The sequence below is a fragment of the Elusimicrobiota bacterium genome, from assembly GCA_016182905.1.
Classification (GTDB): Bacteria; Elusimicrobiota; Elusimicrobia; order UBA1565; family UBA9628; genus GWA2-66-18.
Map to the genome: position 1 here is coordinate 187161 of JACPFR010000009.1, position 24765 is coordinate 211925.

The window sequence follows — 24765 nt, forward strand, 5'->3', positions numbered from 1 at the left end:
CGCGGAAGCCATCCCCATCGTCCACACTTCCTGCCCCAAAACTGTTGTCAACAACAGTTTTCGGGTCGCTTGTGGACGGCGGGGGTCAGCCGGCCGTTTTTTTATAAGATAGCCGTGATGCCCTCCCCCTCCTTGATGAAATGGGTCGAGATCGACCTCGGCGTGATCGCCGGCAACGCCGCGTGGATCAAGTCCCAGCTGCCCAGGGGCGCGGGCTTCGTCGCCGCGGTGAAGGCCGACGGCTACGGCCACGGCGCCGTCGAGGTCTCCAGAACGGTCCTCAAGGCCGGAGCCGAGCGCCTCGGCGTGCGCGACCTGAGCGAGGCCGCGCAGCTGCGCGCCGCCGGCATCAAGGCGCCGATCCAGATGCTCGCGCCGCTGCTGCCCGAGGACTCCGCCCAGGCCCTCAAGCTCGGCGTGATCCCGGTCATCGAGTCCCTCGCCCAGGCCAAGGCGCTCCACCGCGCCGCCAAAGGCGGGAAGCTCCGTCTCCAGGTGGACCTGGAGTTCGGCCTCGCGCGCTGGGGGCTGCCCCCGAAGGAGCTGCCCGCGCTCATGACGGCGCTGGCCAAGCTCCGCGGCCTGACCGTGGACGGCATCTCCGCGCACCTCGGCTACGTGCCCGGCAAGAACGCCGTCGAAGCCGAGGAGAAGCTCGGCGCCTTCGAACGCCTGACGGCGCCGTACAAACGCCTGGACCCGGGGCTGCGCCTGCGCGCGGCGAACTCGACCGTGTTCATGGACTTCCCCCACCGCCGCTTCGACCTGGCCTGCGTGGGGAACCTGCTCTACGGCATCAACCGCTCGAAGACCAAGCCGGCCGCGCTCAAGATGCCGTGGCGCTTCTTCGCGCGCGTGATCTCCGTGCGCGAGGCGGCCAAGGGCGCCTCGATCGGCTACGCGAGCGAGTACCTCGTGCCGCGCCGCATGACCGTCGCCGCCCTGCCGGTCGGCTACGCCGACGGCCTCACCATGCAGCCCGCCGAGCGCCTGATCGGGTTGGGCGCGAGCCAGTCGTTCTGGGGAAAGCGCAACGGCGTGAACCTGCCGTTCGTCGGCCGCTGCGGCATCTCGCACACCCTCGTCGACGCGACCGGGCTTCCCGGCCTCAAGCCCGGCGACGCGGTCGAGCTCCCCATCCGCCGCACGGCCGCGCGCGCTCCGCGCGTCTACACCTAGCCCCTCGCGACTATCCTCAAGGGTAGCCGCCCGGCCTACTGCAGGTCGTCGTTGTCCTCGCCGAACGCCGGCGCGGGCTCGAGCTCGCCGTCGGTGGGAAGCGGCGCGGGCGCGTCCGGGTCGTCGCTCGGCGCCGGCGACGGGGCGAAGGCGCCGCTGGACGGCCTGACCGTGCCGTAGCCGCCGTCCGGCATGGCGGTCGCGCCCAAGGCGTCGGTGGAGACCTCGATGACCGCCGGGCCGACGCGGTTGGGGTCGCAGTATTCCGTCGGCTCGGTCCCCTTCGCGAACGCCTCGAGGAGCTTGTTCTCCTTCGGGCAGGCGGGCTGATACAGGAGGCCCTGCGTCTTGTCGATCGTCGCGAAGACGACGCCCGACGGCGCCGGGAAGTCGCGCTTGGGGTAGTCCTTCAGGATCTCGCCCATGATCTCGGTCCACCACGGCACGACGGTCGAACCGCCGGTCCAGTCCTTGCGGCCGAGCGAGGTGAAGTCGTCGTAGCCCATCCACGCGCCCGCGACGAGGTCGGGGGTGAAGCCGATGAACCAGGCGTCGCGGTTGTCGTTGGAGGTGCCGGTCTTGCCGCCGAGCGGGCGGCCGAGGCGGCTGGCGTAGGCGCCGGTGCCGCCGCGCACGACGCCCTTGAGCAGGTTCGTCACGAGGTAGGCGAGCTGGGGAGTCATCGCCTCCTTCTCGGCGGGAAGGTGGCTCTCGAGCTGCCGGCCGCTGGCGTCCTCGGCCCGCTCGAGAGTGTACGGCGTGACGGCGATGCCGCCGTTGGCGAAGGTGCCGAAGGCGGAGGTCATCTCGAGCGGGGTCACGACCGAGGCGCCGAGGCCGAGAGCGGGCGCCGGCTCGAGCTCGGAGCGGATGCCGGCGCGCTTGGCCAACTCGACGACGAGCGGCGGGCCGACCTGGGTGATGAGGTTGATCGAGGAGATGTTGCGCGACTGGGAGAGGGCCTTGCGCAAAGTGATGCGGCCTAAAAACTTGCCGTCGTAGTTGTTGGGGACCCAGATCTTGAAGTCGGGCGAGGCCGCGAACGGCTGCGTGGCGAGGTTGATCGAGTACTGGTCGGTCGCGCCCTCGAGGAGGCGCCAGTCGCGGCCGTCGAAGTAGAACGCGAGCGGGGTGTCGTCGATCATCGAGGCGGCGGACATGCCGGAACCGAGCGCGGCGGCCCACACGAAAGGCTTGAAGGTGGAGCCGGGCTGGCGCTTGGCCTGGGTGACGCGGTTGAAGTGAGACTCGCGCCCGCCGATCATCGCGCGCACGGCGCCGGTCTTGATGTCGATGACGACGAAGGCGCCCTGGATCTTGGCGAGCGGCGCCGTCGATATCTCGGGCGGCAGCGGCTCTCCGGCGGCGAGAAGCTCCTTGAGCTTCTTCTCGTGCTCGACCTGGGCCTTGGCGTCGAACTCGGTCAGGGCCCGCTCCATGATCTCCTCGGCCTTCTTCTGCATGTCGAGGTCGAGCGTCGTGTACACCTTCATGCCGCCGCGCCAGACGGCCGCGGTCCCGTATTTACGCTCGATGCGCCGCCGCACGTGCTCGACGAAGAACGGCGCCTGGGAGTCGAATCCGAGCGGCTTGACCAGCGGGATCGGCTGGGCGTTGGCCGCGTTCGCCTCGGCCAGGGTGACGAGCTTCTCGTCGAGCATGCGCTGAAGCACGACGGAGCGGCGCTTGCGCGCGTTCTCCGGCTTGAAGAACGGGGAGTTGGCCCGGGGCGCCCGGATGAGGCCGGCGAGCAGAGCGCAGTCGGCCAAGGTCATCTCCGAGACCTCCTTGCCGAAGTAGTTGCGGGCCGCGGCCTGGGCCCCGTAGGCGCCCTCGCCGAAATACACCTGGTTGAGGTAGAGCTGGAGGATCTCGGGCTTGGAGAAATTGCGCTCTATCTCCAGCGCGAGCAGGACCTCGCGGATCTTGCGGGTGAACTTCCGCTCGGGCTTGAGGAAGATCTGCTTGGCGAGCTGCTGGGTGATCGTGGAGGCGCCCTGCACCACGCGGCGCGCGATGAGGTTGCGCACCGAGGAGCGCAGGATGCCCTTCGGAGAGATGCCCCAGTGCTTGAAGAAGGCGTCGTCCTCGACGGCGATGACCGCGTTCTGGAGGTCCACGGGGATCTTCGACAGCGGCAGCAAGGCGCGCTTCTCGATGGACAGCTCGGAGATCACGGTGCCCTTGGAGTCGTAGACGCGAGTGGTCAGCGAGGGGGTGTAGTCCTCGAGCGTGTGGATCGGGGGCATCCCCTCGAGGAGCTTGCGCAGGGCGACGGAGCCGGCTCCGACGGAGAGGAACGCGACGGCCGCGAGGAGGTAGAAACGGACACGGGTCATGAAACCCGATTCTACCATTTCGTACACTCTGGCTATGAAGATCGGCTTCCACGGAGGCGTCGGCGAGGTGACCGGCTCGCGGCATCTGCTCGAGGCCGAGGGCCTCGAGATCCTCCTCGACTGCGGCCTGTTCCAGGGGCACCGCAAGGAGGCCCTCGCCAAGAACCGGGACATTCCCTTCTCCCCGGCGGAGGTCGACGCCGTCCTGCTCTCGCACGCGCACGTCGACCATTGCGGGAGCCTGCCGCTCCTGGTCAAGCGCGGGTTCGCGGGCCTGATCTACTGCACGGAGGCCACGCTCGAGATCGCCGCGATCATGCTCCGCGACTCGGCGCGCCTGCAGGAGTCCGACGCGCAGTTCTTCAACAAGATCCGCGCGCGCGAGGGCAGCAAGGAGACCATCGAGCCGCTGTACGCCGAGGCCGACGTCGACGCCTGCCTGGCCCTGCTGACTCCGCGGCCGTACATGACCTGGGTCGAGCTGAGCGACAAGGTCCGCTTCCGCTTCCACAACGCGGGGCACGTCCTCGGCTCGGCGATGATCGAGGTCGAGGCGAGGACCGCCAAGGGCGTGCGCCGGGTGTTCTTCACCGGCGACCTGGGCCGCCGCAAGAGCCTGCTGATGGACCCGCCCGACGTCCCCAAGACCGTGGACTACCTGCTCATCGAGAGCACCTACGGCGACCGCAACCACGACCCCGTCGACCGCGTCGAGTCGCTGGTCAAGGCGGTCGTCGATCGGGCCGTCGCCGAGAAAGGGAAGATCCTGATCCCGAGCTTCGCGCTCGAGCGCACACAGGAGATCGTCTTCGTCCTGGAGAAGATGATCCGCCGCGGCCAGATCCCGATGATCCCCGTCTACGTCGACAGCCCGATGGCGCTCAACATCACCGAGATCTTCAGCCGCCACCTCGACGGCTTCTCGTTCTCCCCCGAGTTCAAGGACTACGTGGCGCGCGAAGGCGACCCGTTCGACTTCAAGGCGATCCGCTACGTGCGCACCGCGCTCGAGTCCCAGGCGCTCAACGACGAGAAAGGCCCGATGATCATCCTGTCGGCCTCGGGCATGTGCGAGGGCGGGCGAATCCTCCATCATCTGCGCAACAACCTCGACAAGGACACGACCACCGTCCTCATGGTCGGCTACCAGGCCCAGGGCACGCTCGGCCGCCGGCTTCAGGACGGCGCCAAGAAGGTCAAGATCTTCGGCCTCGAGCACGCGGTGTGGGCCCGGATCGAGACCCTGCACACGTTCTCCGCTCACGCGGACCAGTCGGACCTGATGTGGTTCATGAAGTCGCTCGACCCGCGCCCGCGAAAGATCTTCCTGGTCCACGGCGACCCCTCCGACCGCGCCGCGCTCGCGGAGCTCCTGCGCGCCGAGGGCATCACGCGCGTCGAGTGCCCTGATTACGGCCAGGAGTACGACCTGCAATGAGCGGATTCGACCTCATCGTCATCGGCGGCGGCGTCACCGGCGCGGGCGTGGCCCGCGACGCGGCTCTCAGGGGACTGCGGGTATGCCTTCTCGAGCGCGGCCGGCCCGGCGGCGGGACCACCTCCGCCTCCACGCACCTGATCCACGGCGGCGTGCGCTACCTGCTCTACGACCGCCTCACCACGCATTCCTCCTGCTGGGACTCCGGCCACATCGTGCGCACCGCCGGCGACCTGCTCACCCGACTGCCGATCGTCTGGCCGGTCTATAAAGGACACAGCCGCGGGCTCGAGACGGTCGAGACCTTGTTCGAGCAGTACGACCGCTTCCAGCCGATGAAGTACGGCCGCCCGCACATGCGCCTGAGCCCCGAGGCGACCCTGCGCGTCGTCCCGGGCCTGGCACCCGAGGGCCTGCGCGGCGCGCTGGTCTTCGACGAGTGGTGGGTGGACGCGGAGGCGCTCGCGCGCAGGACGCTCGAGTCGGCGAAGGCCGCCGGCGCCGAGGTGATGCTCGACACGCCCGTGACCTCGGTGCTCAAGGACGGCTCGCGCGTGGCCGGCGTGAACGCCGGCGGCCGCGAGCTGCGCGGCAAGATCACGATCAACGCCGCGGGCCCCTGGATCGACAAGGTCTCCACCCTCGCCGGCGTGCGCATGCCCCTGCGCCTGATGAAGGGGACCCACCTCATCTATCGTGAAAAAGCGCTGACTCCGGCGGGGCTTCTGTTGGAGGCGGAGGACCGCTCGCGCTACGTCTTCGTCGTGCCCTCCCCCCTCGGCACCTGGGTGGGGCCGACCGACATCCCCGGGCCGCTCGATCCGGACCAGACGCGCACGACGGACGAGGAGATCGGCTACCTGACGCGCTCGGTGAAGCGCTACTTCGCGTCCTGGCCGGAGAAGCACGACGCGACCACCGTCGGCTCGCGCCCGATCCTGGGCCAGCCCGGCGCGGAGAAGCAGCTGTCGCGCGACTTCGAGGTCTTCGACCACGAGACGCGCGACGGCGTGGCGGGCTTCCTCACGATCGGCGGCGGCAAGATGTCGGACTACCGCGTGATGGCCGAGACCGCGGTCGACGCCGCCTGCCGGAAGATCGGCGCGGGCGGGCCGTGCCGGACCCACCTGCTGACCTTGGACGGCAGGCCCGTCGGGGAGATCCCGGAGTGGCCCAGCCCCTCGCCGGGGCTCAAGAAGTTCCTGCGCACGAAGCCTTTGCTGCGCGAGCTCCACGCGCTGTCGTACCTCGGCGCGGGGATGGCCGCGCATCTCGCGCGGCGCGCCGCGGGCCTCACGCCGATCGGCGACGAAGCCGAGTTCCGCCGCCGCTACTCCTAGTAGACTCCTCTTTCCTGGTACCAGGGCACGCCGCGCAGCGAGGGCTTGAGGCAGTCCACGAAGATCACGATGCGGTCGTCGGTGAAGACGTAGCCCCAGCGGCCGGTGCCGCGCAGGCGGGACCCGTCCACCTGCCCGTCGCGCAGGATCTCGGGCCCGTACACCTCGACCTTGCTCGACTCGCGCCCGCAGACGGGGAGGTCGAGCGAGGGTATCTCGGCGAGGTACTTCGGCACGAGCTTCTCGAGCTTGACCGGGATCTTCTTCTCGGTCTTCGTGTAGTCCGACAGCCGCGCCTCGAGCTGGGCGAGGCTCGAGCGCACGCGGTCTTCCTTGACCTTCGCCTCGTTGGCGCTGGTCTCCTTGGCGAAATCGTCCGCCGCCTCGTCCCGGCCGCCGAACATGCCCGCGCAGCCCGCCGTCAGCATCGCCGCGAACGCCGTCAACAGGAGCTTTTTCACAGGTCACCTCGCAGTATGGTCCCGCCGCCGACGACCATGTCGCCCGAGTAGATCACCGCAGATTGTCCCGGAGCGGGCGCGCGCTGGGGCTCATCGAAATGTATTTTTGCCGTTCCGTCATCCATAAGCTCGATCGAGGCCGCGGCGGGCGTATGCCGATGCCGTATTCGAACATGCGCCCGGAAGGTTCCCCCATTCCGTTCGCCGTTGAAAGTCAGCGCTCCCACCGTGATGCCCCTAGACTGTAATTCGTCGACGCCGCCCACGATGACGGAGTTCGAAGCGGCGTCGATTCGAACGACGTAGCGAGGCTCCGGGCCGTTCAGCCCCAGCCCCGAGCGCTGACCGACCGTGTACGAGGCCAAGCCGGTATGGCGTCCGAGCTCCCGCCCGTCGCGGTCGCGGATCGGCCCCGCGGCGATGCCCGGTTCCGTCGCGTCCGCGTGCGCGGCGACGAAGCCCCGCACGTCGCGGTTCGGCACGAAGCAGGTCTCCATGCTCTCGGCCTTATCGGCCGTCTTCAGTCCCAGCTCCCGCGCCTTCGCCCGGACCGCGTCCTTGGTCAAAGACCCGACGGGGAACTCCGCCCGCGACAGCGCCTTCGCGTCGAGGGAGTACAGGAAGTAGCTCTGATCCTTCGCCGGGTCGAGCGCCTTCATCAGCCGCCCGTTCTCGACGCGCGCGTAATGCCCCGTCGCGACCGCGTCGCAGCCCCAGGCCTCGGACAGCGCGAGGAGATGGCCGAACTTGAGCGAGCGGTTGCACTCCACGCACGGGTTCGGGGTCGTGCCGCCGAGGTAGGCGTCGAGATAGGGGCGGATGACCTTCGAGGCGAATATGTCGGCCATGTCGGAGACGTAGTGGACGATCCCCAGGCGCTCGGCCACGCGCTTGGCGTCGTCGACGTCGGCCGGGGAGCCGCAGCAGCCGAACCCGGTCTCGGTGCGCGCGAGTATCTTCATCGTGACGCCCACGGCCTCGTCGCCGCGCTCGCGGACGAAGGCGGCGGCGACGGAGGAGTCCACGCCTCCGCTCATCGCGACGAGCACGCGCCGGCGGCTCACGCGGGGGCCCCCACGGCGCGGAGCTTCTCGACGGCCTTGGGCAGGGCGGCGAGCAGGCGGTCCGCGTCGGCGTCGGTGCTGCCCCAGCCGACGGACACCCGGATGGAGCCGGTCGCGACCTCGGGTGGGACGCCCATGGCGGTCAGGACGTGGGACGGGGTCGAGGCGCCGGAGGAGCAGGCGGGTCCGCTCGAGACGCAGATGCCCTCGAGGTCGAGCGCGACGACGAGGTGGTGACCGTCGATCCCGTCGAAGCTGAGGTGGACGGTGTTCGGGAGGCGGAGCTCGTGAGGACCGTTGAGGCGCGCGCCCTTGATGAGGAGCGCGCCCGCCTCGATGCGGCGGCGCAGGGCGAGGGCGTGGGAGGCGGCGGCGGACAGCTCGCGCGCCGCGAGCTCGCAGGCGACGCCGAAGCCGACGATCGAGGCCGTGTTCTCGGTGCCGCCGCGGCGGTTCTTCTCCTGGTGGCCGGTCACGAGCGGAGCGAGGCGCACCCCGCGCCGGACGTACAGCGCCCCGACGCCCTTGGGCGCGTTGACCTTGTGGCCGGAGACCGCGAGCAGGTCGACGCCGAGCGCCTTGGCGTCGATACCGATCTTGCCCAGCGACTGCACCGCGTCCGTGTGGACCAAGGCGCCGGCCGCCCGGGCGGAGGCGGCGAGCTCGGCCACCGGCTGCAGGGCGCCGGTCTCGTTGTTGGCGTGCATCAGGCTGAACACCGCGGTCGCGTCGTCGAGCATGGCCTTCATCCCGGCCGCGTCCACGACGCCGTCGGCGCCGCAGCCCGCCTCGAGCACGTCGAGGCCGCGGCGGCGCAGCTGGCCGGCCAGCAGGCGGACCGCGTCGTGCTCGATCTTCGAGGTGACGACCTTGCGGCGCTTGCCCTTGGTCTCGTCGTGGGCCTGCCACGCGCCGCCGGCGATGGCCAGCACGTCGGACTCCGAGCCGCCGGAGGTGAAGACGATCTCGGAGGAGTCGGCGGCGCCGAGGAGAGCCGCGACCTGTTCTCGCGCGCGTTCCACCGCGGCCCTCGCGCGCTGGCCGAGCGAGTATACCGAGTTCGGGTTGCCGTAGCCCTCGCGCAGCCAGGGGAGCATCGCGTCCACGACCTCGGGACGGACGGGCGTCGTCGCGTTATGGTCGAGGTAGGTGGTCGGACTGTGGTCGAGGTAGACCGTCACTGTCCGAAGCCGAATCCTTTGAAGAGATCGTCGGCGCCGCCCGCGGCCGGCTCGCCGGCGGGCTTCGCCTTCTCGACGGGCTTGGGCGCCTCGGTGCCGGGCAGGGCGGGAGCCTTCGGCGCTCCCTTGGAGGTCACGGCCGAGACGACCGTCTTGCGCACGCCTTCGGAGAAGATGATGCGGCCGCTCTTGCGGTCGTAGTAGAGGCGGTACTGGCTCTGCTTGGTCTGCGGCTCGTAGGCCTTGCCGAGGTTGTCGCGCTCCTGCTCCCAGCCCGGGTTGTACAGCATGCGGCCGCGGATGTCCACCTTCTTGCCGAGGATGGGCAGGCTGAAGCGGATGCGGTAGAAGCCGTTCGTGTCGGAGACGCCCGGGTCGAAGGAGCTCGTCGCGAAGCCCGAGGGCCGCGCCTCGCCCTCCTCCAAAGTGTTCTCGCCGGAGGCGACGGCGCGCACGACGACGCCCTGCACCGGGTTGTCCTGGTAGTCGGTGATGACGCCCTGGATGTAGCCGTCCAGGAACTGGGTCTTCTTGGCGGTGGAGAAAAGGAGGAACTCGGAGGTGCCGGTCAGCTTCTCGGTGATGGACAGGTCCACGATGCGGCCCTCGGCGAAGTCCTCGACGACGACGTTCTTGTTCGAGGGGCCGCACGCGGAGAACAGCAGCGCGAGGAGCCCGGCGGCGATGAAGCGGCGGTTGAGCATGCCGTATTCTATCATTCCGCGCCCCCCTTGGCGGGAGGCGCCGCCGACGGAGATTCGGGATTCTCGGTGTTGCGGAGGACCTCCGCCGGGACCGTGAGCGGCGCGATGGGCGGAACCGCTTTTTTATCGAGGACCGCCGTCTCGGGGCCGGCCTCCTTGGGGTCCTTCTTGAGCGAGGTGCTCTTCACGAAGATCACGACGCGGCGGTTCTTGGCGCGCCCCTCCGGCGTGTCGTTCGCGGCGATCGGACGGTTGCCGCCGTAGCCCACGGCGCCGAGGTGCTCGGCGGGCATCTTGTACTTCTCGATGAGCAGGCGCGCGACGCTCGTCGCGCGCGCGGTGGACAGCTCCCAGTTGGAGTCGAAATAGTCGTTGTGGATGGCCTGGCCGTCGGTGTGGCCTTCCACGAGGATCTCGTGGCTGAGCGCGAGCTTGGCCAAAGCCGGCGTCAGCAGCGCGAGCTTCTCGTCGATCTCGGGGGTCGGTTCGGCCGCCCCGACGCCGAAGAAGCCCGCGCCTCCCTGCTCCTCGATGGAGATCTTGAGCCCGTCCTTGTCGATCTTCACCTCGCCCTTCATCTCGCCCTTGTCCATCATCTCCTTGACGTCCGCCGCGGCCTTCTGCACGTCCTTGTTCAAGGCCGCCGAGAGAGCGTAAAGGATGACGAAGAAGCAGACGAGCTCGGTCATCAGGTCGGCGTAGCTCGCCATCCAGGGCGGCGCGGGATGGCCGACCTGGCACACCTTCGGGTCGCTGATGTCGATGAACCCCTTCGGGGCGCGCATGGGCATCGAATCTTCTCCTTAGGCGGCCGGCGCGGCCGGGGCGCCCGGGGCCCCCGGGGCCGGCGGCCCCTTGACGATGAGCCGCTGGGAAGGCGGCAGGTAGGCCTTGAGGTTGGCCTCGACGACGGACGGGGTCGCGCCGCTCTGCAGGAGCAGGACGCCGCGGATGACGATCTCCTTGATCAGCAGCTCCTCCTCGGAGCGGGCGCGCAGCTTGCCGCCCATCGGCAGGAAGATCAGGTAGCCCGAGCCGAGGCCGAAGAAGGCCGCGGACAGCGCGAGCGCCATGCGGCGCGGCACCTGGGCGACGTCGTCGATCGAGGACAGCATCATGATCATGCCGAGCACGGTGCCGATGATGCCGAAGGCGGGCGCGTAGGTGCCGAGCGCGTTCAGGATCTCGGCGCCTCCCTTATGCCTCTCCCGGATGAAGCCGATCTCGGTCTCCAGCATGTTGCGGATGAACTCGTGGTCCGCGCCGTCGACGACGAGCTGGACGCCGCGGCGCAGGAAGTCGTTCTTGATGCCCTTGAGGTCGCCCTGGAGCGCGAGGAAGCCCTCCTTCTTCGCCTTCTGCGAGAGGTTGACGAAGGTCACGACGATCTCCGAGGTGTCGTCGTCGCCGTGGGACATCAGAGTCTTCTTGATGATCTTGCCGACGCCGATGACCTGGGAGAGCGGGTAGTTGACCAAGGTGGCGCAGACCGTGCCGCCCATGACGATGAACACCGCCTCGAGGTTCATGAACGGCTTGAAGCCGGCCACGCCCTCGCTGTGGAAGATCATGAAGACGGTCAGGCCGAAGAAGGTGAAGATGCCCGCGATCGTTGCGATATCCATTGAAAGTTCGGCTCCTTAACTCTTCTGCCGCTCGTAGCCCGCGATGGGGTTGACGGGCTTCCCCGCGGAATTGACGGCCTTTCTGTATTCCACCACTTTCGCGATGATCTCGTCAGCCTTTTCGGTGACGGTGAGCTTGTTGCCCGTCGCGAGATGCACGACGGTCTCGGGGCCCGGCTCGAGCGTCTCGATGAGCTCGGCGTTGACGACGAGTTCGAGGCCGTTGAGCTTATGGAGCTTGATCACCGTCGCCCTCCTTCTTGAACAGCTTCTTGGTCCACGACTCCTTGCGGCACTCCTCGAGCTTGGCCGCCAGGTCCGAGGACTCGGCCCGCGCCGAGGCCAGCCCGGTCTCCAGCTCGGCCGCGCGCCGGGCGGACTCCGCCGCCGCCGCGGACGCCGCGCGAGCGGCCGCCGCCTCGGCGTTCAAGGCCTCACGGAGCTCGGAGGCCTCGCGGTCGAGGCGGGCCTGCGCCTCCGCGACCGCGGCGTGAGCCGCGGCCTGCGCGTCGGCCCGGGCGGCCGAGACGGCCGCGTCCCGGTCCTGCGCCGCCTTCGCGACCGCCGCATCGGCCCGCTCCTTCTCCGTCTGCAGGAGCCGGTCGAACTCGACCTTCTGGGCGTGCAGGCTGCGCGTCAGTTCCGCCCGCTGCGCGGCGAGCGACTTCTCGGCCTGCTCCCGCGCGTTCTGCAGGATCTTCGCGGCCTGCGTCTCCCGGGCGAGCTGGAGGCGCGTCGCCTCCAGGGCCTCCTGGGAGCCGTGCACCTGCGCCGCCTGGGCGGTGGACAGGCGCTCGAGCTCGGTCTTCTCCGTCTCGAGCCGGCTCTTGTCCGACTCGGTCGAGGCGAGGCGGTCCTGCATGGCGCGCAGGGACGCCTGCTGGGCGCCGAGCTGCTCGCGCAGGCCCTCGAGCTGCTTCTCGAGCTCGAGCTTGTCGCGCAGCGCCGCGCCCCGGGCCTCCTCCTCCCGGGACAGGCGGCCGCTCATCTCGTCGGCGCGGCTGCGCTGCGTGATCAGCTCCGACTCCTTGGCGAGCAGGCGCTCGCCCCACGAGGCGTCCTTCTGCTGGAGCTCGCGCCGCAGGCGCGAAAGCTCCTGGTCGGCCAGGGCGCGCGCGCCGTCGGACTCGGCGGTCAGGGCCTGACGGCGCTCCGCGAGCTCGCGCTCGAGGTCCGCGCGCAGGCGCGACTCGAGGCGCTTCTGCTCGGACTCGTTCTCGAGCCGCAGCTGGTCGGCGATCTTCGCCGCGCGCTGGTTGAGCTCGTCCTGCGCCTGGATGCGCAGGCGCGTCTTCTCGGACTCGACCATCTGCAGGGACGCCTGCGTGGCCTCGGCGCGGACCTCCTTCTCCCGCTCGACCCACTTGCGCTGGAGGACGACGAACTCGGCCTTGTACCGCTCCTGGGTCTTCTCCCAGCTCGCGGCGGCGCGGCGCAGCTCGTCGAGCTGCGCGCGGGCGGACGCGCCCTGGCGCTCGAGCGCCCCGGCGACGGCCCGCAGGCGCTGCAACTCCGCCGTGGACTTCTCGGCGACGTCCTTGTACTTGAAGAGCTCGGCCTCGTTCTCGGCTTTCGCGCGGCGCAGGTTGGCGTCGTGCTGGGCCTCGAGGTTCTGCTTCACCGTGCCGAGGTCGCGCTGAAGGCGCTCCTGGTCGGCCATCAGGCGCTCCTCGCGCTCGCGGCTGCTCTGCCGGAGCATGGCGATGTCGCGCTCGAGGCGCTCCTGCATCAGGGCGCCCTGCTGACGCGTGAGAGTGAGGTCGGCGCGGAGCTGGATGGCCTCCTTCTCGCGGTCGGTGGCGCCCTGAAGGCGGGAGACGGCCTCCGCGCGCTCCTGCAGGACCTCGGTCAGGCGCTCCTCGAGGAGCTTCTGCGCGCCGACGGCCTTCGCCAGCTCCGTGTCCGCGCCGCGGAGCTTCTCGGCGAGGGCGCGAAGCGTGCGCACCTCGTCGTCCTTGGCGAGCGCGGTCTTCTGCCACTGCGCCTTCTCCTCGAGCCAGCGGCGCTCCATCTCCTGAAGCCGCACGGCGAAGTGCGTCTCGACCTCCTTGTCCTGCGTCTCGCGGGAGGCGAGCTGGCTCTTCAGCGTGGTCACCCACGTCTCGCGCTCCTGAGCGAGGCGCGCCTCGAGTTCCTGGGCGCGGCGCTCGAGCTTGAGCTTGCTCTCCTCGTTCTCCTGGTCGCGGCGGTCGCGGCGGAGCTTGTCCTGGAGCTCCTTGAGGGAGACCTCCACCTTGGCGGCGGTGACCGTCTCCTCCTGGCTCCTCAGCTGGATCAGCAGGGCCTTCTCGCGCTCCTCGCTGAGCTTCTTCTCGAGGGCCTCGAGCTTGTCCTCGAACTCGTCCTTCATCCGCTCGAGCTTCGCCTCGGCCTCCTTGGAGCGGTCGGGCGCGGCGGCCTGGGCCGGCGCGGCGCCGAACGAAGGCGGCGCGGGCGGAGCGCTCGTCGGAGCGCCGAACGAGGGAAGGGCGGGCATGGCGGGAAGAGCCGGCGCGCCGGACCGCGAAGGAAGCGGCGGGGGCGACGGGGGCTTTCCGGCCGCGGCGGGCAGCGGCGGAGGCATGGGCGCGCCTCCCTTGCCCGGAGGCAGGGGCGGCGGCGGCGGAAACTTGTCGTCAGGCGCCATGATGTTCTCTCCTTAAGATGCTCGTCAAGCCGAACCCTTCATCCCGTCCACCCACTGGCGCAGCCCCGGATCGGGGTTCACCAGCAGGACCTGCTCGAATTGCGCGATCGCGTCCTTGTTGCGGCCGAGCTGCACGTAGCAGTTGGCCAGGTACTGCCGTCCCTGCCACAGCGACCCGTCCTGGGCCAGCGCGTACTCGAGATACTGCGCGGCCTCCTGAAAGCGCCCGGCGTCGTGGTACTGGATGCCGGCGTCGAGATAGGGCTTGGCCGCCTCCGCCTGCGCCGGAGAGGCCGCCGGCGCCGGGGCGGGCAGGGCCGCCTGCGGCGCGGCCGCCGGAAGGCCCGCCGGTCCGCCGCCGGAGCCCAGCAAGGTCGCCACGGCCTGCTCGGCCGCGCGCGTGCGCGGCGCGTACTTCTCGCCGCTGTCGCTGGCCACCTCCTCGTGGAAGCCGGAGAAGGCGTCGCCGCGGCTCTGCCGCACGTTGACCTTGCCCCCCTTCTCGAGGACCTTGACGACGTCCATGATCTTGGAGCGCTCCTCCTCGATCTGGGCCGGGGTCAGGCCCGCCGCGTACTCGATGGACTCCTTGAGCAGGGAGGCCGCGCCCGCCGACATGTTCGACAGGAACTTGTTGACGATGTCCGGCGCCGCGCCCTGGAGGGCCTTGGCCATCGACTCGGTCTTCAGCTCGCGCACGATCGTCTGCATGTCCCGGTCCGGGAAGCCGACGACGTCCTCGAAGGTCAGGATGAACTTGCGCACGCGCTGGTACACGTCGGGCTTCTCGTTCTTCAGGTACTCGAGGATGTTCGCGCGCGTGAGCGTGTCCGCCTCGTCGAGCATCTGGGTGAGCCGCTCCATGCCGCCGACGACGAAATCCACCGACTCCTTCACGTCCGCGTCGATGGCCATCAGCTGCTCGCGGGTGACCTGGCGGAGCTTGAGGGACTCGATGGCGATCTTGGCCTGGAGCTCGACCGGCAGCAAAGTCAGGGTCGCGCGCGCGATCTCCGGCTTCAGGTAGCTGAGCACGACGGTGACGAGCCACGGCTCGTCCTGGCGGACGAGGAAGAGGTTGGCGAGGCGCTTGAAGTTCTCCTCGGTGATGTACGTGAACGGCTCGAACTTCTTCATGGCGTCCTCGTCCTCCTCCGGCGTCGCAGGCGGCGGCTCTGGCGGCTTGCGTCCCAGCATGATATCGAGCTCGCCCTTGGTGAGCTCTTCCAGCGTGTCGTCGTTCTCGTCCTCCCCGTCCTTGCCCTTGTCCTCGGCCTTGTTGAGCACCTCGAACTCGCCCTTCTTCGCCTCGCGCAGCGCGGCGACGTACTGCCGGAAGAACCGGCTCAGCGGCCCGAACAGGAACCACAGGAACAGCAGGAGGAGGAGAGCATAAAGCAGGGGCAGATAGACGGACGGCTTCTTGAAGTCCTCGCGCCAGTCGACGAGCGGCGGCTTGTCGAACTTCGTCGGCCGGAAGACGACCCGGTCCTGCGTGAGCTGGTACTGGCCCATCGCGTCGACGATCCGCTCGCGCACCTGCGACAGGCGCGCCGCGTCCTTGACCGGGTCGAGCACGGTGTCGTCGTGGATCACGGTGACCTGCAGGCGCTTGAACACGGGCTTGACCGCGAAGCGCTCCTCCTGCACGCCCTTCATCTGCTGCGCCTGCTGAGCCTGGCTCGCCTCGGGCCGGTCCGGGCTCTCCGGGCCCTGCGTGATCGTCTTCGGCTTCGGGATGCCGGGCAGCACGAAGGTCGTCTGCATGCCGCCCTTCGGGCCGGGGGCCTTCTCCTTGTACTTCTCCGACACGCCCATGCCCGAGCGCATCGACTCCTCGCTCTCGAGCTTGACCTCCATCTCCACGTCGACGAAGGGGGCGGCCTTGCCCTTGCCGAGGATCGGGTCGAGCACGTCGCGCTGGATCTTCGTCTCCGCGTCGGCCTTGATGTGGTTCTGCTCCTGGAGCAGGCCCAGGTTGGGCGACACGACGCCGGCCGCCGCCGGCAATGGAGCCGACGACAGCAGCGCGAGCAGCGCGGCGAGGAGAGACGCACGCATTCGATGATGAGTGTAAGGGGGGCCTGTTACAGATTCAAGGCATAAAAACAAACGGAATTTACGAACGGAACGGATAAACCACAAAGACACCAAGTCACCAAGAACGGCAACGGAAGAGAAGTTCAACGGCAAAGGCCGTATGCCGTTACCATATCTTTCGTTTTTCTTTGTGTCTTGGTGTCTTTGTGGTTCCATCCGTTTCCCGTTACTGCCGGATGGACTGGAGGAACTCGCGGACGGAGCGGTTGTTCGGATCGATCTCGAGCACGCGCTTCCAGACCGCCACCGCCTTGTCCTTCTGCTCCATCAGGAAGAACGCCGAGCCCATGATCTCGAGCGCCGTCACGTTGTTGGGCTCGAGGTCGAGGACGTCCTGGGCGCGGCGGACGGCGGCGTCGTACTTGCCGTCGTAGATGGACTGGCGGGCGTCGAAGACCTTCTGGTCGATGAACGTGAACTGCTCGGGGCCCTCGAGGCGGCGGGTCGGATCGGCGGCGCCGGCCTCCCGCTCGACCATGTTCAGCAGGCCGAGGAGCTTCTCGTCGCGGGGGTTCTTGTTGAAGGCGTAGCGCAGGGAGTTGACGGAGACCTTCAGGTCGCGGCCGTCCACGTAGGCGATGGCGCCGCGGCGGATGAAGGTCACGTACTCCTCGCCGCCGCTCGCCTGGGGCACGAAGGCGGTGACGTTGTTCAGGCGCGCGATCATCGTCGCGACCTGCTTGTTGCCCGGAGCCGCGTCCTGGGCCTGGTTGAACTTCTGCGCCGCGAGGGCGAAGTTGCCTTCCTGGAAGGCGTCCATGCCCTGCTTGATGAAGTTCTTGACCTGCGCCGTGGAGCGGTCGCCGCGCGACTGGCCGAAGCGGAAGGTGATCGAGAACCGGGTCGACGAGCCGAGGTCGTGGATGCCCTGCGCCACGTCCAGGGCGAAGCTCTTGAAGTTCAACCCGAACCCGAAGTCCGTTTCCTGTATCTTAGGCAGCCCGAGGAGGCCGAATCGGAAGGCGAACCAGCGCGACACCCAGTACTCGCCGCCGAAGCGCATGTCGGTGTCGCCGTTGAGCACCTTATTGACGTCGGCGGCGAGCGTCAGGCGCTCCTTGAACAGGCGCAGGGAGTTGCCGAGCTTGATGACGACCGGCAGCTTGTCGTCGGTGTCGCCGGTGCGCATCGCGAAGACGTTCTGCATGCCGAAGCCGAGGCGGTAGGCCGAGCCCATCGTCTTCATCGCGCCGATGTCGAGCGTCTTGAAGTTGTCCGAGGACCCGCCGAGCTTGCGCGTCACCTGCTTGACGCCCATGCCGAAGCTGACGGTCTCGGTCACGCCCTTGCCCCAGGACAGTCCCATGGCCGACTGCGAGTCGGCGAAGGAGCCGCCGGACGTGATCGTCTCGGGCTCGTTGGTGTTCGGGTTGAGCTTCAGGTCCACCTGCTCGAAGCCGGGGTTGGCGAGCTGGGTCATGCTCAGAGCGAAGGTCGAGCCGCTCTTGGTGGGGTACGCCATGCTGAAGTACGTGAGCTTGGTCTGCTGGAAGAGCGTCGCCTGCATCGTGGTGACTTCTTTGCGCTGCAGCTGGGCCAGGCCGGCCGGGTTCCAGTAGGCGGCGCTCGCGTCGTCCGAGATCGCGTAGTAGGCGCCGCCCATCGCCAGGGCGCGGCCGCCGACGCCGTAGCTCAGGAAGGCGCCGGGGGTGCCGCCGGACTGGGCGGAGGCGCTCAAGACGAGGCCCATAAAAACGCAAGCGCGCGCCAAGGTCTGTACAAGCACCGACGCGCGCGCGCAGCGCACAGGGGACCAGCCCCTCGCAATTTTAGCGGGCATACTATTCGGTAGCCTGACACTCCCCCAAGACCGGGAGTCATGGCTTTGCGCCCCCACCTTGCGATGGGTTTGCCGTTATCGCCTGTTGGGCGCCTACGGGCACCGGACCGCCCGCTGGATCTCCAACCCCCTTGATCCAAAAACGGTCCGGAAGCGCGAAACAGGATGCTACATCAGAAGTGTAACGGAATTGTTTCTTTTGTCAAGACCCGCGAATGAGCGTACTTACTATAGGGTCCCGCCCTCCGTCGTCGAATGGCCCCCTTCTTTTAGGTCGAAGGACCCTTTTATGCCGTCATTGAGAAGCCTATCCTTCGAGGATGACACGAGTTCGGGCGCTGACCAGGAGCGCGGCCGCGGTCATGGCCGCCGTTCTCGTCCTGTCCTGCCCCGGCCAGGAAGCCTTCGCTCAGACGGTGCGCGTCGCGCGGCCGGGGCCGTCCGCCGGAGCGGTCTCACTCATCCCCTCGGCGGCCCTCCCGTCCGGAGCCTCGCTCCCGCTCACGGGCGCCCCGCTCTCCGCGCCGGCCCTCTCGCCGGCCTTGGCGGCGCCGTCGATCGACCCCGCGCCGCGTCCCGCCGCGCCGGTCCGCGCGGCCGCCGCGGCGCCGTCCCCCGTCCGGCTCAAGGCCGCCGTACCGAGCGCGAAGGAGCTCGAGCGGCGGACCGCCGGCCTCAAGGAGCGCGCGGCCGAGCAGAAGCTCATCGATCGCGTCCTCAAGGTGTCCATCGCGCTCGAGAGGATCGAGACCGGCGGCGCGGCCCGGGAGGAGGATCTCAAGGCCACCGCGGACCGGGCTTGGAGCGAGGGCCTTCCCGCGCCGGCCTCCGAGGCCGCGGTCCCGGCCGCGCCTTCGTCCCCGAGCCCCGTCCTTGCGAAAGCCGGCGGCGCCGGGCCGGACCGGATGAACGGTCCTCCCTCCGCGCAGGCGCCCGCGCCCGTCAAGCCCAAGCCCGCTTTTTTCCGTACCAAGGCCAAGGAGGCGAAGCTCGCCCTGGGCCGAGTCCTGGACCGCGCCCTTTCCTCCGTCGGTTCGCTGTCGCGCCGTCTCCCGGCGCCGCTCGTGACGGTCACGGCGGCCGTCGCGACCTTCGCCGCCGACCATGCGGCGCGCCTGCTCCTTCCCGCGGTGTTCGGCTTCACGCCGGCCGTCGGCCTCTGGGTCCTGGCGGGCCTGGGCGGCGTGATGATCCCCGCCCTCGTCGCGACGCGGATCGCCCTGGCCCGCGGAGGCGACCCGGCGCACGCGCCGCTGACGCGCTACGCCGACGGCCTCCTCGGCGTGTTCGCCGGCGCCGCGGCCGTGACCGCCCTCGGACTGACGGGGCTCGATCTGACCGCCGCGTTCTTGGGTGCCGCGGTCAAGGGCGCCGGGCTCGTCAGCCTGGCCCCCCTGCTGGGAGCGCTCGCCTTCATGGCCGCCCTGCCCGTCGTCTACGGCGCCGGGCACACGGCCTGGGGCCTGCGGAACAAGGTCCGGATCGCGCCGGAGTTCCCCGTGGAGATCCCGTTCAGCCTCATGCTCCTGCCCATGCTCTTCTCCCCGATGATGCGCTTCATCTCCCTGACCGGCGGCGTCACCGACCTCCTCGCCTTCCCCCTGCTGTTCGCCGCCGTCGCCGCCTACCGGCTCAGCCGCCGCTTCCTGACGCGCATGACGGCGAAGGGCGCCTCGCCGGCGGCCGCCGGGTTCTCCGTCCGGGAGCTCCTGACGCGCTGGCGCCTCGACCGGATCCCCGGGGAGGCCACGACCCCCGAGAGGGAGATCCGCCGCGCCCGCGTCCAGGCCGCGTGGTGGGGCGGGGCCCTGGTCCTGGGCAGCCTCGCTCTGCTCTCGCTGCTCAAGCTGTCGGTGCCCGCGGCCCTCGCGGCGGCGGGCGCCTCGTTGACGGGCTCGCTCATGACCATGGCGCCGATGATCGTCCTGTCGGGCTTCGCCGCGGCCCTCTTCATGCGGGTCAAGCGCGTCTCCTCGGGCCCGTACGTCGAGACGGTCCGGGACCTCGCGCGGCGGGCGAAGGTGCCGATGCCGCGCGTGTACGCCGGCGCGAGCACCGGCGACCCCAACGCCTTCGCCGCGGGCGGCGTCCAGCTCCTCTCCGTGGTGGCGGTCAAGGGCTACATCACGCGCCTCATGACCGTCCGCGAGATGAGCGGCGTGCTGGCGCACGAGCTCAGCCACGTGAAGTACCGCCACATGCTGACCCTGTTCGCCTCCATCGCCTGCCTCCAGCTCCTCTCCGGCGGCGCGGTCACGCTGTGGCAGATGGCGCTGGGCTATTGGACGCCCCTGCTCTGGATGATCGGGGCCATGGGGCTGACCCGGGCCAACGAACGCATGGCGGACGCCGGCGCGGCGAAGCTCACCGGCGACCCTCGCGGCCTGGCCACGGGCCTGCGCAAGTTCGCGCTGCTCGGCCTCGAGGACGATAAGATGCCGCACCGCGAGGGCAGCTGGCTGTACCGGCTGCTGCTGTCCCACCCCGACCCGCTGGAACGCGTCCAGACCTTGGGCCGGATGATCGAGAAGCCCCGATAGCCGCAAGCCGGTCACAACCCCTGGACAAGCCATAACGGGCCTGATACACTCGGGGAGACATGCCCACACCCGAGCAGGAGGTTATGGACGCTCGCCGCAAGCGCACCCTCTGGCTGCTGGCCGGCGGCGCCGCCTCCCTGATCCTGCCTCTCCTCGGCGTGCTGTACATGCGCATGAACGAGGTGAAGACCGCGCGGCCTCCCGACAGCTCGGTCACGTTCGAGCGGCGCGAGAAGGGCGAGGAGAAGGTCAACGTCTCCCAGACCGTGACCATCGTCGCTCCGCCCGCGGCGGGCAACCCGGCGCAGTCGTCGCTGCCCGTCGCGGGCGGCATGACGATGACGCCGGCGCCCGGCGGCGGCTCCTCCCTCGACTTCGTGAAGGGCGGGACGAACAACAGCTATTACCAGGACAAGGCGGCCGCGCCGCCGCCCGCGGCCCCGCCCCCCGCGCCGCCCTCCGCGGCGTCCATGCCCGCCGCGGAGGCCGCTCCGAAGACCGCCGCCCAGAAGGGCGGCAAGAAGGCGTTCAACATGCCCAAGCTCCAGGGCACCAAGAGCTTCAGCTCCTTCAAGGGCGCGTCGCCGAAGCCGACCGGCGCCCCGTCCGGGATGACCGGCGTCGCCGACCCCCAGGCGGGCAAGGGCGGCGGCGACATGGCCGACATGCTCAAGGGCGTGCCCGGCGGGGTCGACAACCCCGAAGTCCAGAAGTACCTGAAGAGCCAGGGCAAATAACGCCCCGTGCGTCCCCTCCTTCTCGTCATCGCGGTGGTGTGCCTGTCCCTTCCCGCCCTGCTGATCCGCGGCGCGCGCGCGCCGATCGAGGCCATCGGCTTCTGGCGCCTGTTCCTCGCCTGCGCCGTCCTGGCTCCGTGGGCCTGGAGCCGCCGCAAGACCATGACCGTTCCCGTGAGCCGGTCCATCGCGATCGCCGGGACTTTGTTCTTCCTCCATCTGTGGACCTTCACCTGGGCCGTGTCGCACACGAGCGTGGCCCACCTCATGCTCGCCTTCTCGACGCATCCGGTGTGGACGGGGCTCGGGGCGTGGCTTCTCTTCAAGGAGCCCCTCGGGCGCCGGGAGCTCGGCGCCTTCGCGCTCGCGGCGGCGGGCGTCGTCCTGCTGTTCGGCGGCTCGCTGCGCATGGGCGGGTCGGGCCTCGCGGGAGACCTCTCCGCGCTGCTCTCGGCGATGTTCTTCTCCGCCTGGGTGCTCGCCGGCCGGCGCGTCCGGCGCGGCCTCGACACGGTCAGCTTCCTGTTCGCGGCCTACGCGACCGCCGCGCTCCTGTTCCTCGCCGCGGGCGCGGCGCGGGGCGGCGCCTGGTCGGGCTGGCCCGCGTCCACCTGGGCGGCGCTCGCGACCTTGGCCTTCGCGGTCAGCCTCGGCGGCCACGGCCTGTTCACCTACCTGCTCAACGCCTACGGCGTGCTCGCGCTCAGCTGCGCCAAGCTGGTCGAGCCGATCCTGGCCGCGGTCGGCGCCTTCTGGCTGTTCGGCGAGCCGCTCTCGCCGCGGCTCGGCGCGGCCTTCGCGCTCATCGCGACGGGCGTCGTCGTCCTGCTCCGCTCCCCCCGGGGAAGGCCGGGACCGCGCGAGGACCTGGCCGAAGCCTAGCGGGATTCCGCGAGCAGGCGGTCGAGCGCGGGGATGTGCGACCGCGCCCGCGGCAGGAGGCGGGCGCGGATCAGCTCCTTCACCTCGGGATCGAGGCTCTCGTCCTCGAGCGCCTTCTCATAGCCGTGGAGGCCGTGAGCCTCCTCCTGCTTCAAGGCCCGGAGCGCCGCCTTGCGGCCGACGATCAGCGCGGCCGTCTCGAAGGCCTTCGACCATCTCCCGCGCAGGCCGGAGCTCTTCGGCTCCGGCTCGCCGCTCAGCCGCAGCCTCTCGAGCAGGAGATCGACGGCCTCCTCGTGCTCCCGCTCGATGCGCCGCAGCTCGTCGCCCGCGGGCTCGCCGCCCACCTTCCGGAGGGCCAGCTTGTAGGTCTCGATGGAGGAGAGCTCCCCGCGTACGAGCGAGCCGAGCGGCCCGGTCCGGACCGCCGGCGTCTCGCCCGTCTCGCTGACGCCGGCGCCGCGCAGGGAGGTCTCGGCCTCCGTCGGCGGAGCCGACCTCAGGATGTCCCCGACGACCTTGGCCGTCTCGCCCGCGTGCTCGGCGATGTCGGCGAGCGAGACGACCCCGGCGAGCGTGTTGTCGGGCTTCACCACGATGAGGCGGCGGACGTGGTTCTCCGCCATGAGATTGGCCGCGTCCTGGACGTCGTCGTCCTCGGCGCAATGGACCGCCCCGGGGGTCAGGATGTCCAGGACCTTCGCCAGGCGCATGTGGTAGCCCTTGGCCGCCGCGCGCAGGACGATGTCCCGGTCGGTCAGCACCCCGAGGACCATCCGGTTCGAGACGACCGGAGCGAAGCCCACGTTCGCGTCGCGCATCACGCGCGCCGCCTGCTCGATGGTATCCTCCGGATCGAGCGTCGCGACGTCGACGGTCATCATCTCCCTGATCTTCATGCGCCCCCCTGCTCGCGTACAGTATAAACGCCGCGCCGGGGCGGGAGCCATGAACGCGCTGTAACCCTTTTTTCCCCGAAGGACGAACCCGGGCCGTCAGAGACGCTGTACGCGGCCTAGACGCCCGCGCAATTGGCTCCCGCGGGCCGCGGCGCTACACTAGGCGCATGAAGGCGGCCCGCATGCTCCTCCTAATCCTCCTCGCCTCGACGGCGGCGCCGGCCGGGGCGGCCGTCGTGCGCCTCAAGGACGGCGCGACGATCGAGGGGACGGTGATCAGCGCCACCGCCCGGGAGCTCGTGATCCAGACTCCGGCCGGCCCGCGCCGCGTCGACGCCGACCTGGTGCGCAGCGTCGAATACGAGACGGCGGCCCCTCCTCCGGAGAAGCCGAGGGCCCCGGCGAGCGCCTTCCCGCCGGAGCCCTGGCGCTCCGACGAGAAGAACCTCTTCTCGTTCGGCTTGGGGCTCGCCGCGCCTCTCAGCGACGTGGACTTCGCCGCCGTCGGCGGCGGCAGGGCGAGCGACGGCGACGTCGGACCGCTGTTCGGCGTGCGCTACCTGAGGTCGTACACGAGCCGGCTCTCGGCGGGGCTCGACCTCGACTATCTCCACCGCGCGGCGACGGACTCGCCCGGCCTCCTTCCCCTCGCGAACGCGTCCGTCCTCGGAGACAACCTCCTGATGCTGACGGTCGCCCGGTGGCACCTGCTCGATCGAGGCGCCGCGAGGCCCTATATCCTGGCCGGCGCCGGCGCGAGCCGCTCCTGGACGAGGATCGAGGCCGCTCCGATCCCCGGCTTCGCGTGGTCCGACACCGACACCGACGAGACCCGCCGCCTCGTGGACGAGGCCGCCTGGGCGTTCGCGGCCGCCGCGCGCCTCGGCATCGACTTCGATTGGGAGTTCGCCGGCCCGGGCGTGTTCGGGCTCGAGGCGGGCTGGACGGGGCTCGTGAGCCGGACCTACGGCGCGACGAGATCGGGCCGGGACCTGGGCCTGACCTCCGTTTCCTCGCGGCTGGACCTCCTCACGATCGCCGCCCGTTGGAGCCTGCGATGGTGAGACCGGAAGCCCGCCCTCTGGCCCTGCTCGCTTTGACGGCGCTGCTCGGCGCCGTCGGGATCGGGCCGAAGCGCGAGACGGGCGCCGCGCCGAGCGACGACGAGCGGCGTCCGATCCGCCCCTCGGCCGCCGCCCCGGCGTCCGGCCCGGTCACGATCCGCCGCCGCGAAGGGGCCGTCCCGGCTCCCGCCCGGCGGCACTTCCACCATTTCGACGGGCGCGTGCATTGGTACGGCTATCCGTTCGGCGCGGGCTACTACTGGCTGCGGCCCTTCGGCGGCTACTGGTGGACGTGGGACGCCGGCTATTCCCGCTGGGTCTACTGGCACGACGGGTTCTGGTGGTGGCCCGGCCCCGGCGGCGTCCGCTACGTCTACCTCGACGACGGCTATTTCCCGTACGAGGCGGTGCGGCGGGCCGGGTACGCCGCGCCCGCCGCCGCGCCGGCCGGCGCGGCGAACGCCTGGGCGAGCCCGGACGGCCGCCGTCTCGTGGAGGTGTCGGGCCCCGACGCCCAGGCCGTCCTCTACGACAAGACGAGGCAGCCGCCCTCCTACCTGCGTCTGCTCGGGAGGGGCGCGCGCAAGGTCCGATTCTCGAGCGCCGCGCCGGACGCGCCGCCGACGATCGCCGTCGAACTGGAGAACGGGTCCGTCGCCCTCTTCGACTACGACGGCCGAAGGCTCGACGCGGTGAAGCCGGGCGCCGCCGCGACGCCTCCTCCGGCGGGCGACGTCGCTCCCGCGCCTCCGCGCGGCCTGCCGCCCCCGCCGGAGGATCTGCCGCCGCCGGATTGAGGCCCGCGG

At 70.0% G+C, this 24765-nt stretch carries 20 protein-coding genes and 1 riboswitch; of the genes, 8 read left to right on the forward strand and 12 right to left on the reverse strand.

Translation table 11 applies throughout. From position 1 onward, the window contains the following. The first annotated feature begins 114 nt into the window (after window positions 1-114). Window positions 115-1179 carry an alanine racemase gene (gene alr / locus HYV14_03750; protein ID MBI2385110.1) on the forward strand — a complete coding sequence of 355 codons (1065 nt, stop codon included), beginning with the start codon at window positions 115-117 and terminating at the stop codon, window positions 1177-1179. Between the two features lie 35 nt (window positions 1180-1214). Here the strand turns inward: alr and HYV14_03755 are convergent, their stop codons facing one another. Beyond that, window positions 1215-3518, reverse strand: a complete 2304-nt coding sequence (locus HYV14_03755) for a PBP1A family penicillin-binding protein (protein ID MBI2385111.1) — start codon at window positions 3516-3518, stop codon at window positions 1215-1217. A gap of 34 nt (window positions 3519-3552) precedes the next feature. Between HYV14_03755 and HYV14_03760 the strand changes: the two genes are divergently transcribed. Continuing rightward, window positions 3553-4956, forward strand: coding sequence for an MBL fold metallo-hydrolase (locus tag HYV14_03760; GenBank protein ID MBI2385112.1), 1404 nt, complete (start codon window positions 3553-3555; stop codon window positions 4954-4956). After that, entirely contained in the window at window positions 4953-6296 is a 1344-nt protein-coding gene (locus tag HYV14_03765; protein ID MBI2385113.1) for an FAD-dependent oxidoreductase, read from the forward strand. Before HYV14_03760 ends, HYV14_03765 begins: the two co-directional genes overlap by 4 nt. Here HYV14_03765 and HYV14_03770 read toward each other — a convergent pair. The 10 genes from HYV14_03770 to HYV14_03815 all read right to left on the reverse strand — a co-directional run bounded on the left by HYV14_03770 (window position 6293) and on the right by HYV14_03815 (window position 17735). Beyond that, the gene (locus tag HYV14_03770; GenBank protein ID MBI2385114.1) at window positions 6293-6757 is read right to left on the reverse strand and encodes a hypothetical protein; all 465 of its coding nucleotides are present in this window, start codon (window positions 6755-6757) and stop codon (window positions 6293-6295) included. The two genes, HYV14_03765 and HYV14_03770, sit on opposite strands and share 4 nt — an antisense overlap. After that, window positions 6754-7794: a tRNA 2-thiouridine(34) synthase MnmA gene (mnmA, locus tag HYV14_03775; protein ID MBI2385115.1), complete on the reverse strand. Its 1041-nt coding sequence runs from the start codon at window positions 7792-7794 to the stop codon at window positions 6754-6756. The genes HYV14_03770 and mnmA overlap by 4 nt, the downstream gene beginning before the upstream one ends. A gap of 23 nt (window positions 7795-7817) precedes the next feature. Beyond that, window positions 7818-9002 (reverse strand): aminotransferase class V-fold PLP-dependent enzyme, encoded by a 1185-nt coding sequence (locus HYV14_03780; GenBank protein MBI2385116.1) that lies wholly within the window; start codon window positions 9000-9002, stop codon window positions 7818-7820. Then, window positions 8999-9706, reverse strand: coding sequence for a hypothetical protein (locus HYV14_03785; protein MBI2385117.1), 708 nt, complete (start codon window positions 9704-9706; stop codon window positions 8999-9001). The genes HYV14_03780 and HYV14_03785 overlap by 4 nt, the downstream gene beginning before the upstream one ends. Before the next feature lie 11 nt (window positions 9707-9717). Further along, window positions 9718-10497 (reverse strand): flagellar motor protein MotB, encoded by a 780-nt coding sequence (locus HYV14_03790; GenBank protein ID MBI2385118.1) that lies wholly within the window; start codon window positions 10495-10497, stop codon window positions 9718-9720. Between the two features lie 12 nt (window positions 10498-10509). Further along, window positions 10510-11331 carry a MotA/TolQ/ExbB proton channel family protein gene (locus HYV14_03795; GenBank protein ID MBI2385119.1) on the reverse strand — a complete coding sequence of 274 codons (822 nt, stop codon included), beginning with the start codon at window positions 11329-11331 and terminating at the stop codon, window positions 10510-10512. A 15-nt stretch (window positions 11332-11346) separates the two neighbouring features. After that, window positions 11347-11577, reverse strand: a complete 231-nt coding sequence (locus HYV14_03800; GenBank protein MBI2385120.1) for a flagellar FlbD family protein — start codon at window positions 11575-11577, stop codon at window positions 11347-11349. Next, window positions 11561-13957, reverse strand: a complete 2397-nt coding sequence (locus tag HYV14_03805) for a hypothetical protein (protein MBI2385121.1) — start codon at window positions 13955-13957, stop codon at window positions 11561-11563. The genes HYV14_03800 and HYV14_03805 overlap by 17 nt, the downstream gene beginning before the upstream one ends. 24 nt (window positions 13958-13981) lie before the next feature. Continuing rightward, complete coding sequence (locus HYV14_03810) at window positions 13982-16018, reverse strand: tetratricopeptide repeat protein (protein ID MBI2385122.1); 2037 nt, start codon at window positions 16016-16018, stop codon at window positions 13982-13984. A 205-nt stretch (window positions 16019-16223) separates the two neighbouring features. Further along, entirely contained in the window at window positions 16224-17735 is a 1512-nt protein-coding gene (locus HYV14_03815; GenBank protein MBI2385123.1) for a PorV/PorQ family protein, read from the reverse strand. Between the two features lie 106 nt (window positions 17736-17841). Next, window positions 17842-17921, reverse strand: a riboswitch (cyclic di-GMP riboswitch). A gap of 236 nt (window positions 17922-18157) precedes the next feature. On the opposite strand from HYV14_03815, the gene HYV14_03820 reads away from it, so the two are divergent. From HYV14_03820 to HYV14_03830, 3 genes are all read left to right on the forward strand, one after another. After that, complete coding sequence (locus HYV14_03820; protein ID MBI2385124.1) at window positions 18158-20377, forward strand: M48 family metalloprotease; 2220 nt, start codon at window positions 18158-18160, stop codon at window positions 20375-20377. 83 nt (window positions 20378-20460) lie between these two features. Beyond that, window positions 20461-21114, forward strand: a complete 654-nt coding sequence (locus HYV14_03825) for a hypothetical protein (GenBank protein MBI2385125.1) — start codon at window positions 20461-20463, stop codon at window positions 21112-21114. 6 nt (window positions 21115-21120) lie between these two features. Further along, window positions 21121-21996: a DMT family transporter gene (locus HYV14_03830; GenBank protein ID MBI2385126.1), complete on the forward strand. Its 876-nt coding sequence runs from the start codon at window positions 21121-21123 to the stop codon at window positions 21994-21996. On the opposite strand, the gene HYV14_03835 is transcribed toward HYV14_03830, so the two are convergent. Next, on the reverse strand, window positions 21993-22895 hold the full coding sequence (locus HYV14_03835) for a CBS domain-containing protein (protein ID MBI2385127.1): 903 nt from the start codon (window positions 22893-22895) through the stop codon (window positions 21993-21995). The two genes, HYV14_03830 and HYV14_03835, sit on opposite strands and share 4 nt — an antisense overlap. A 167-nt stretch (window positions 22896-23062) precedes the next feature. Between HYV14_03835 and HYV14_03840 the strand changes: the two genes are divergently transcribed. Next, window positions 23063-23959 carry a hypothetical protein gene (locus HYV14_03840; protein MBI2385128.1) on the forward strand — a complete coding sequence of 299 codons (897 nt, stop codon included), beginning with the start codon at window positions 23063-23065 and terminating at the stop codon, window positions 23957-23959. Beyond that, complete coding sequence (locus HYV14_03845; GenBank protein MBI2385129.1) at window positions 23953-24756, forward strand: hypothetical protein; 804 nt, start codon at window positions 23953-23955, stop codon at window positions 24754-24756. Before HYV14_03840 ends, HYV14_03845 begins: the two co-directional genes overlap by 7 nt. Window positions 24757-24765: the final 9 nt, after the last annotated feature.

Coding starts and splice junctions, on each gene's coding strand:
- HYV14_03755 (MBI2385111.1), bottom strand. CDS start 3,518: ATGACCCGTGTCCGTTTCTACCTCCTCGCGGCCGTCGCGTTCCTCTCC.
- HYV14_03760 (MBI2385112.1), top strand. CDS start 3,553: ATGAAGATCGGCTTCCACGGAGGCGTCGGCGAGGTGACCGGCTCGCGG.
- HYV14_03765 (MBI2385113.1), top strand. CDS start 4,953: ATGAGCGGATTCGACCTCATCGTCATCGGCGGCGGCGTCACCGGCGCG.
- mnmA (MBI2385115.1), bottom strand. CDS start 7,794: ATGAGCGGAGGCGTGGACTCCTCCGTCGCCGCCGCCTTCGTCCGCGAG.
- HYV14_03785 (MBI2385117.1), bottom strand. CDS start 9,706: ATGCTCAACCGCCGCTTCATCGCCGCCGGGCTCCTCGCGCTGCTGTTC.
- HYV14_03790 (MBI2385118.1), bottom strand. CDS start 10,497: ATGCCCATGCGCGCCCCGAAGGGGTTCATCGACATCAGCGACCCGAAG.
- HYV14_03795 (MBI2385119.1), bottom strand. CDS start 11,331: ATGGATATCGCAACGATCGCGGGCATCTTCACCTTCTTCGGCCTGACC.
- HYV14_03805 (MBI2385121.1), bottom strand. CDS start 13,957: ATGGCGCCTGACGACAAGTTTCCGCCGCCGCCGCCCCTGCCTCCGGGC.
- HYV14_03810 (MBI2385122.1), bottom strand. CDS start 16,018: ATGCGTGCGTCTCTCCTCGCCGCGCTGCTCGCGCTGCTGTCGTCGGCT.
- HYV14_03820 (MBI2385124.1), top strand. CDS start 18,158: ATGACACGAGTTCGGGCGCTGACCAGGAGCGCGGCCGCGGTCATGGCC.
- HYV14_03825 (MBI2385125.1), top strand. CDS start 20,461: ATGGACGCTCGCCGCAAGCGCACCCTCTGGCTGCTGGCCGGCGGCGCC.
- HYV14_03835 (MBI2385127.1), bottom strand. CDS start 22,895: ATGAAGATCAGGGAGATGATGACCGTCGACGTCGCGACGCTCGATCCG.
- HYV14_03840 (MBI2385128.1), top strand. CDS start 23,063: ATGAAGGCGGCCCGCATGCTCCTCCTAATCCTCCTCGCCTCGACGGCG.
- HYV14_03845 (MBI2385129.1), top strand. CDS start 23,953: ATGGTGAGACCGGAAGCCCGCCCTCTGGCCCTGCTCGCTTTGACGGCG.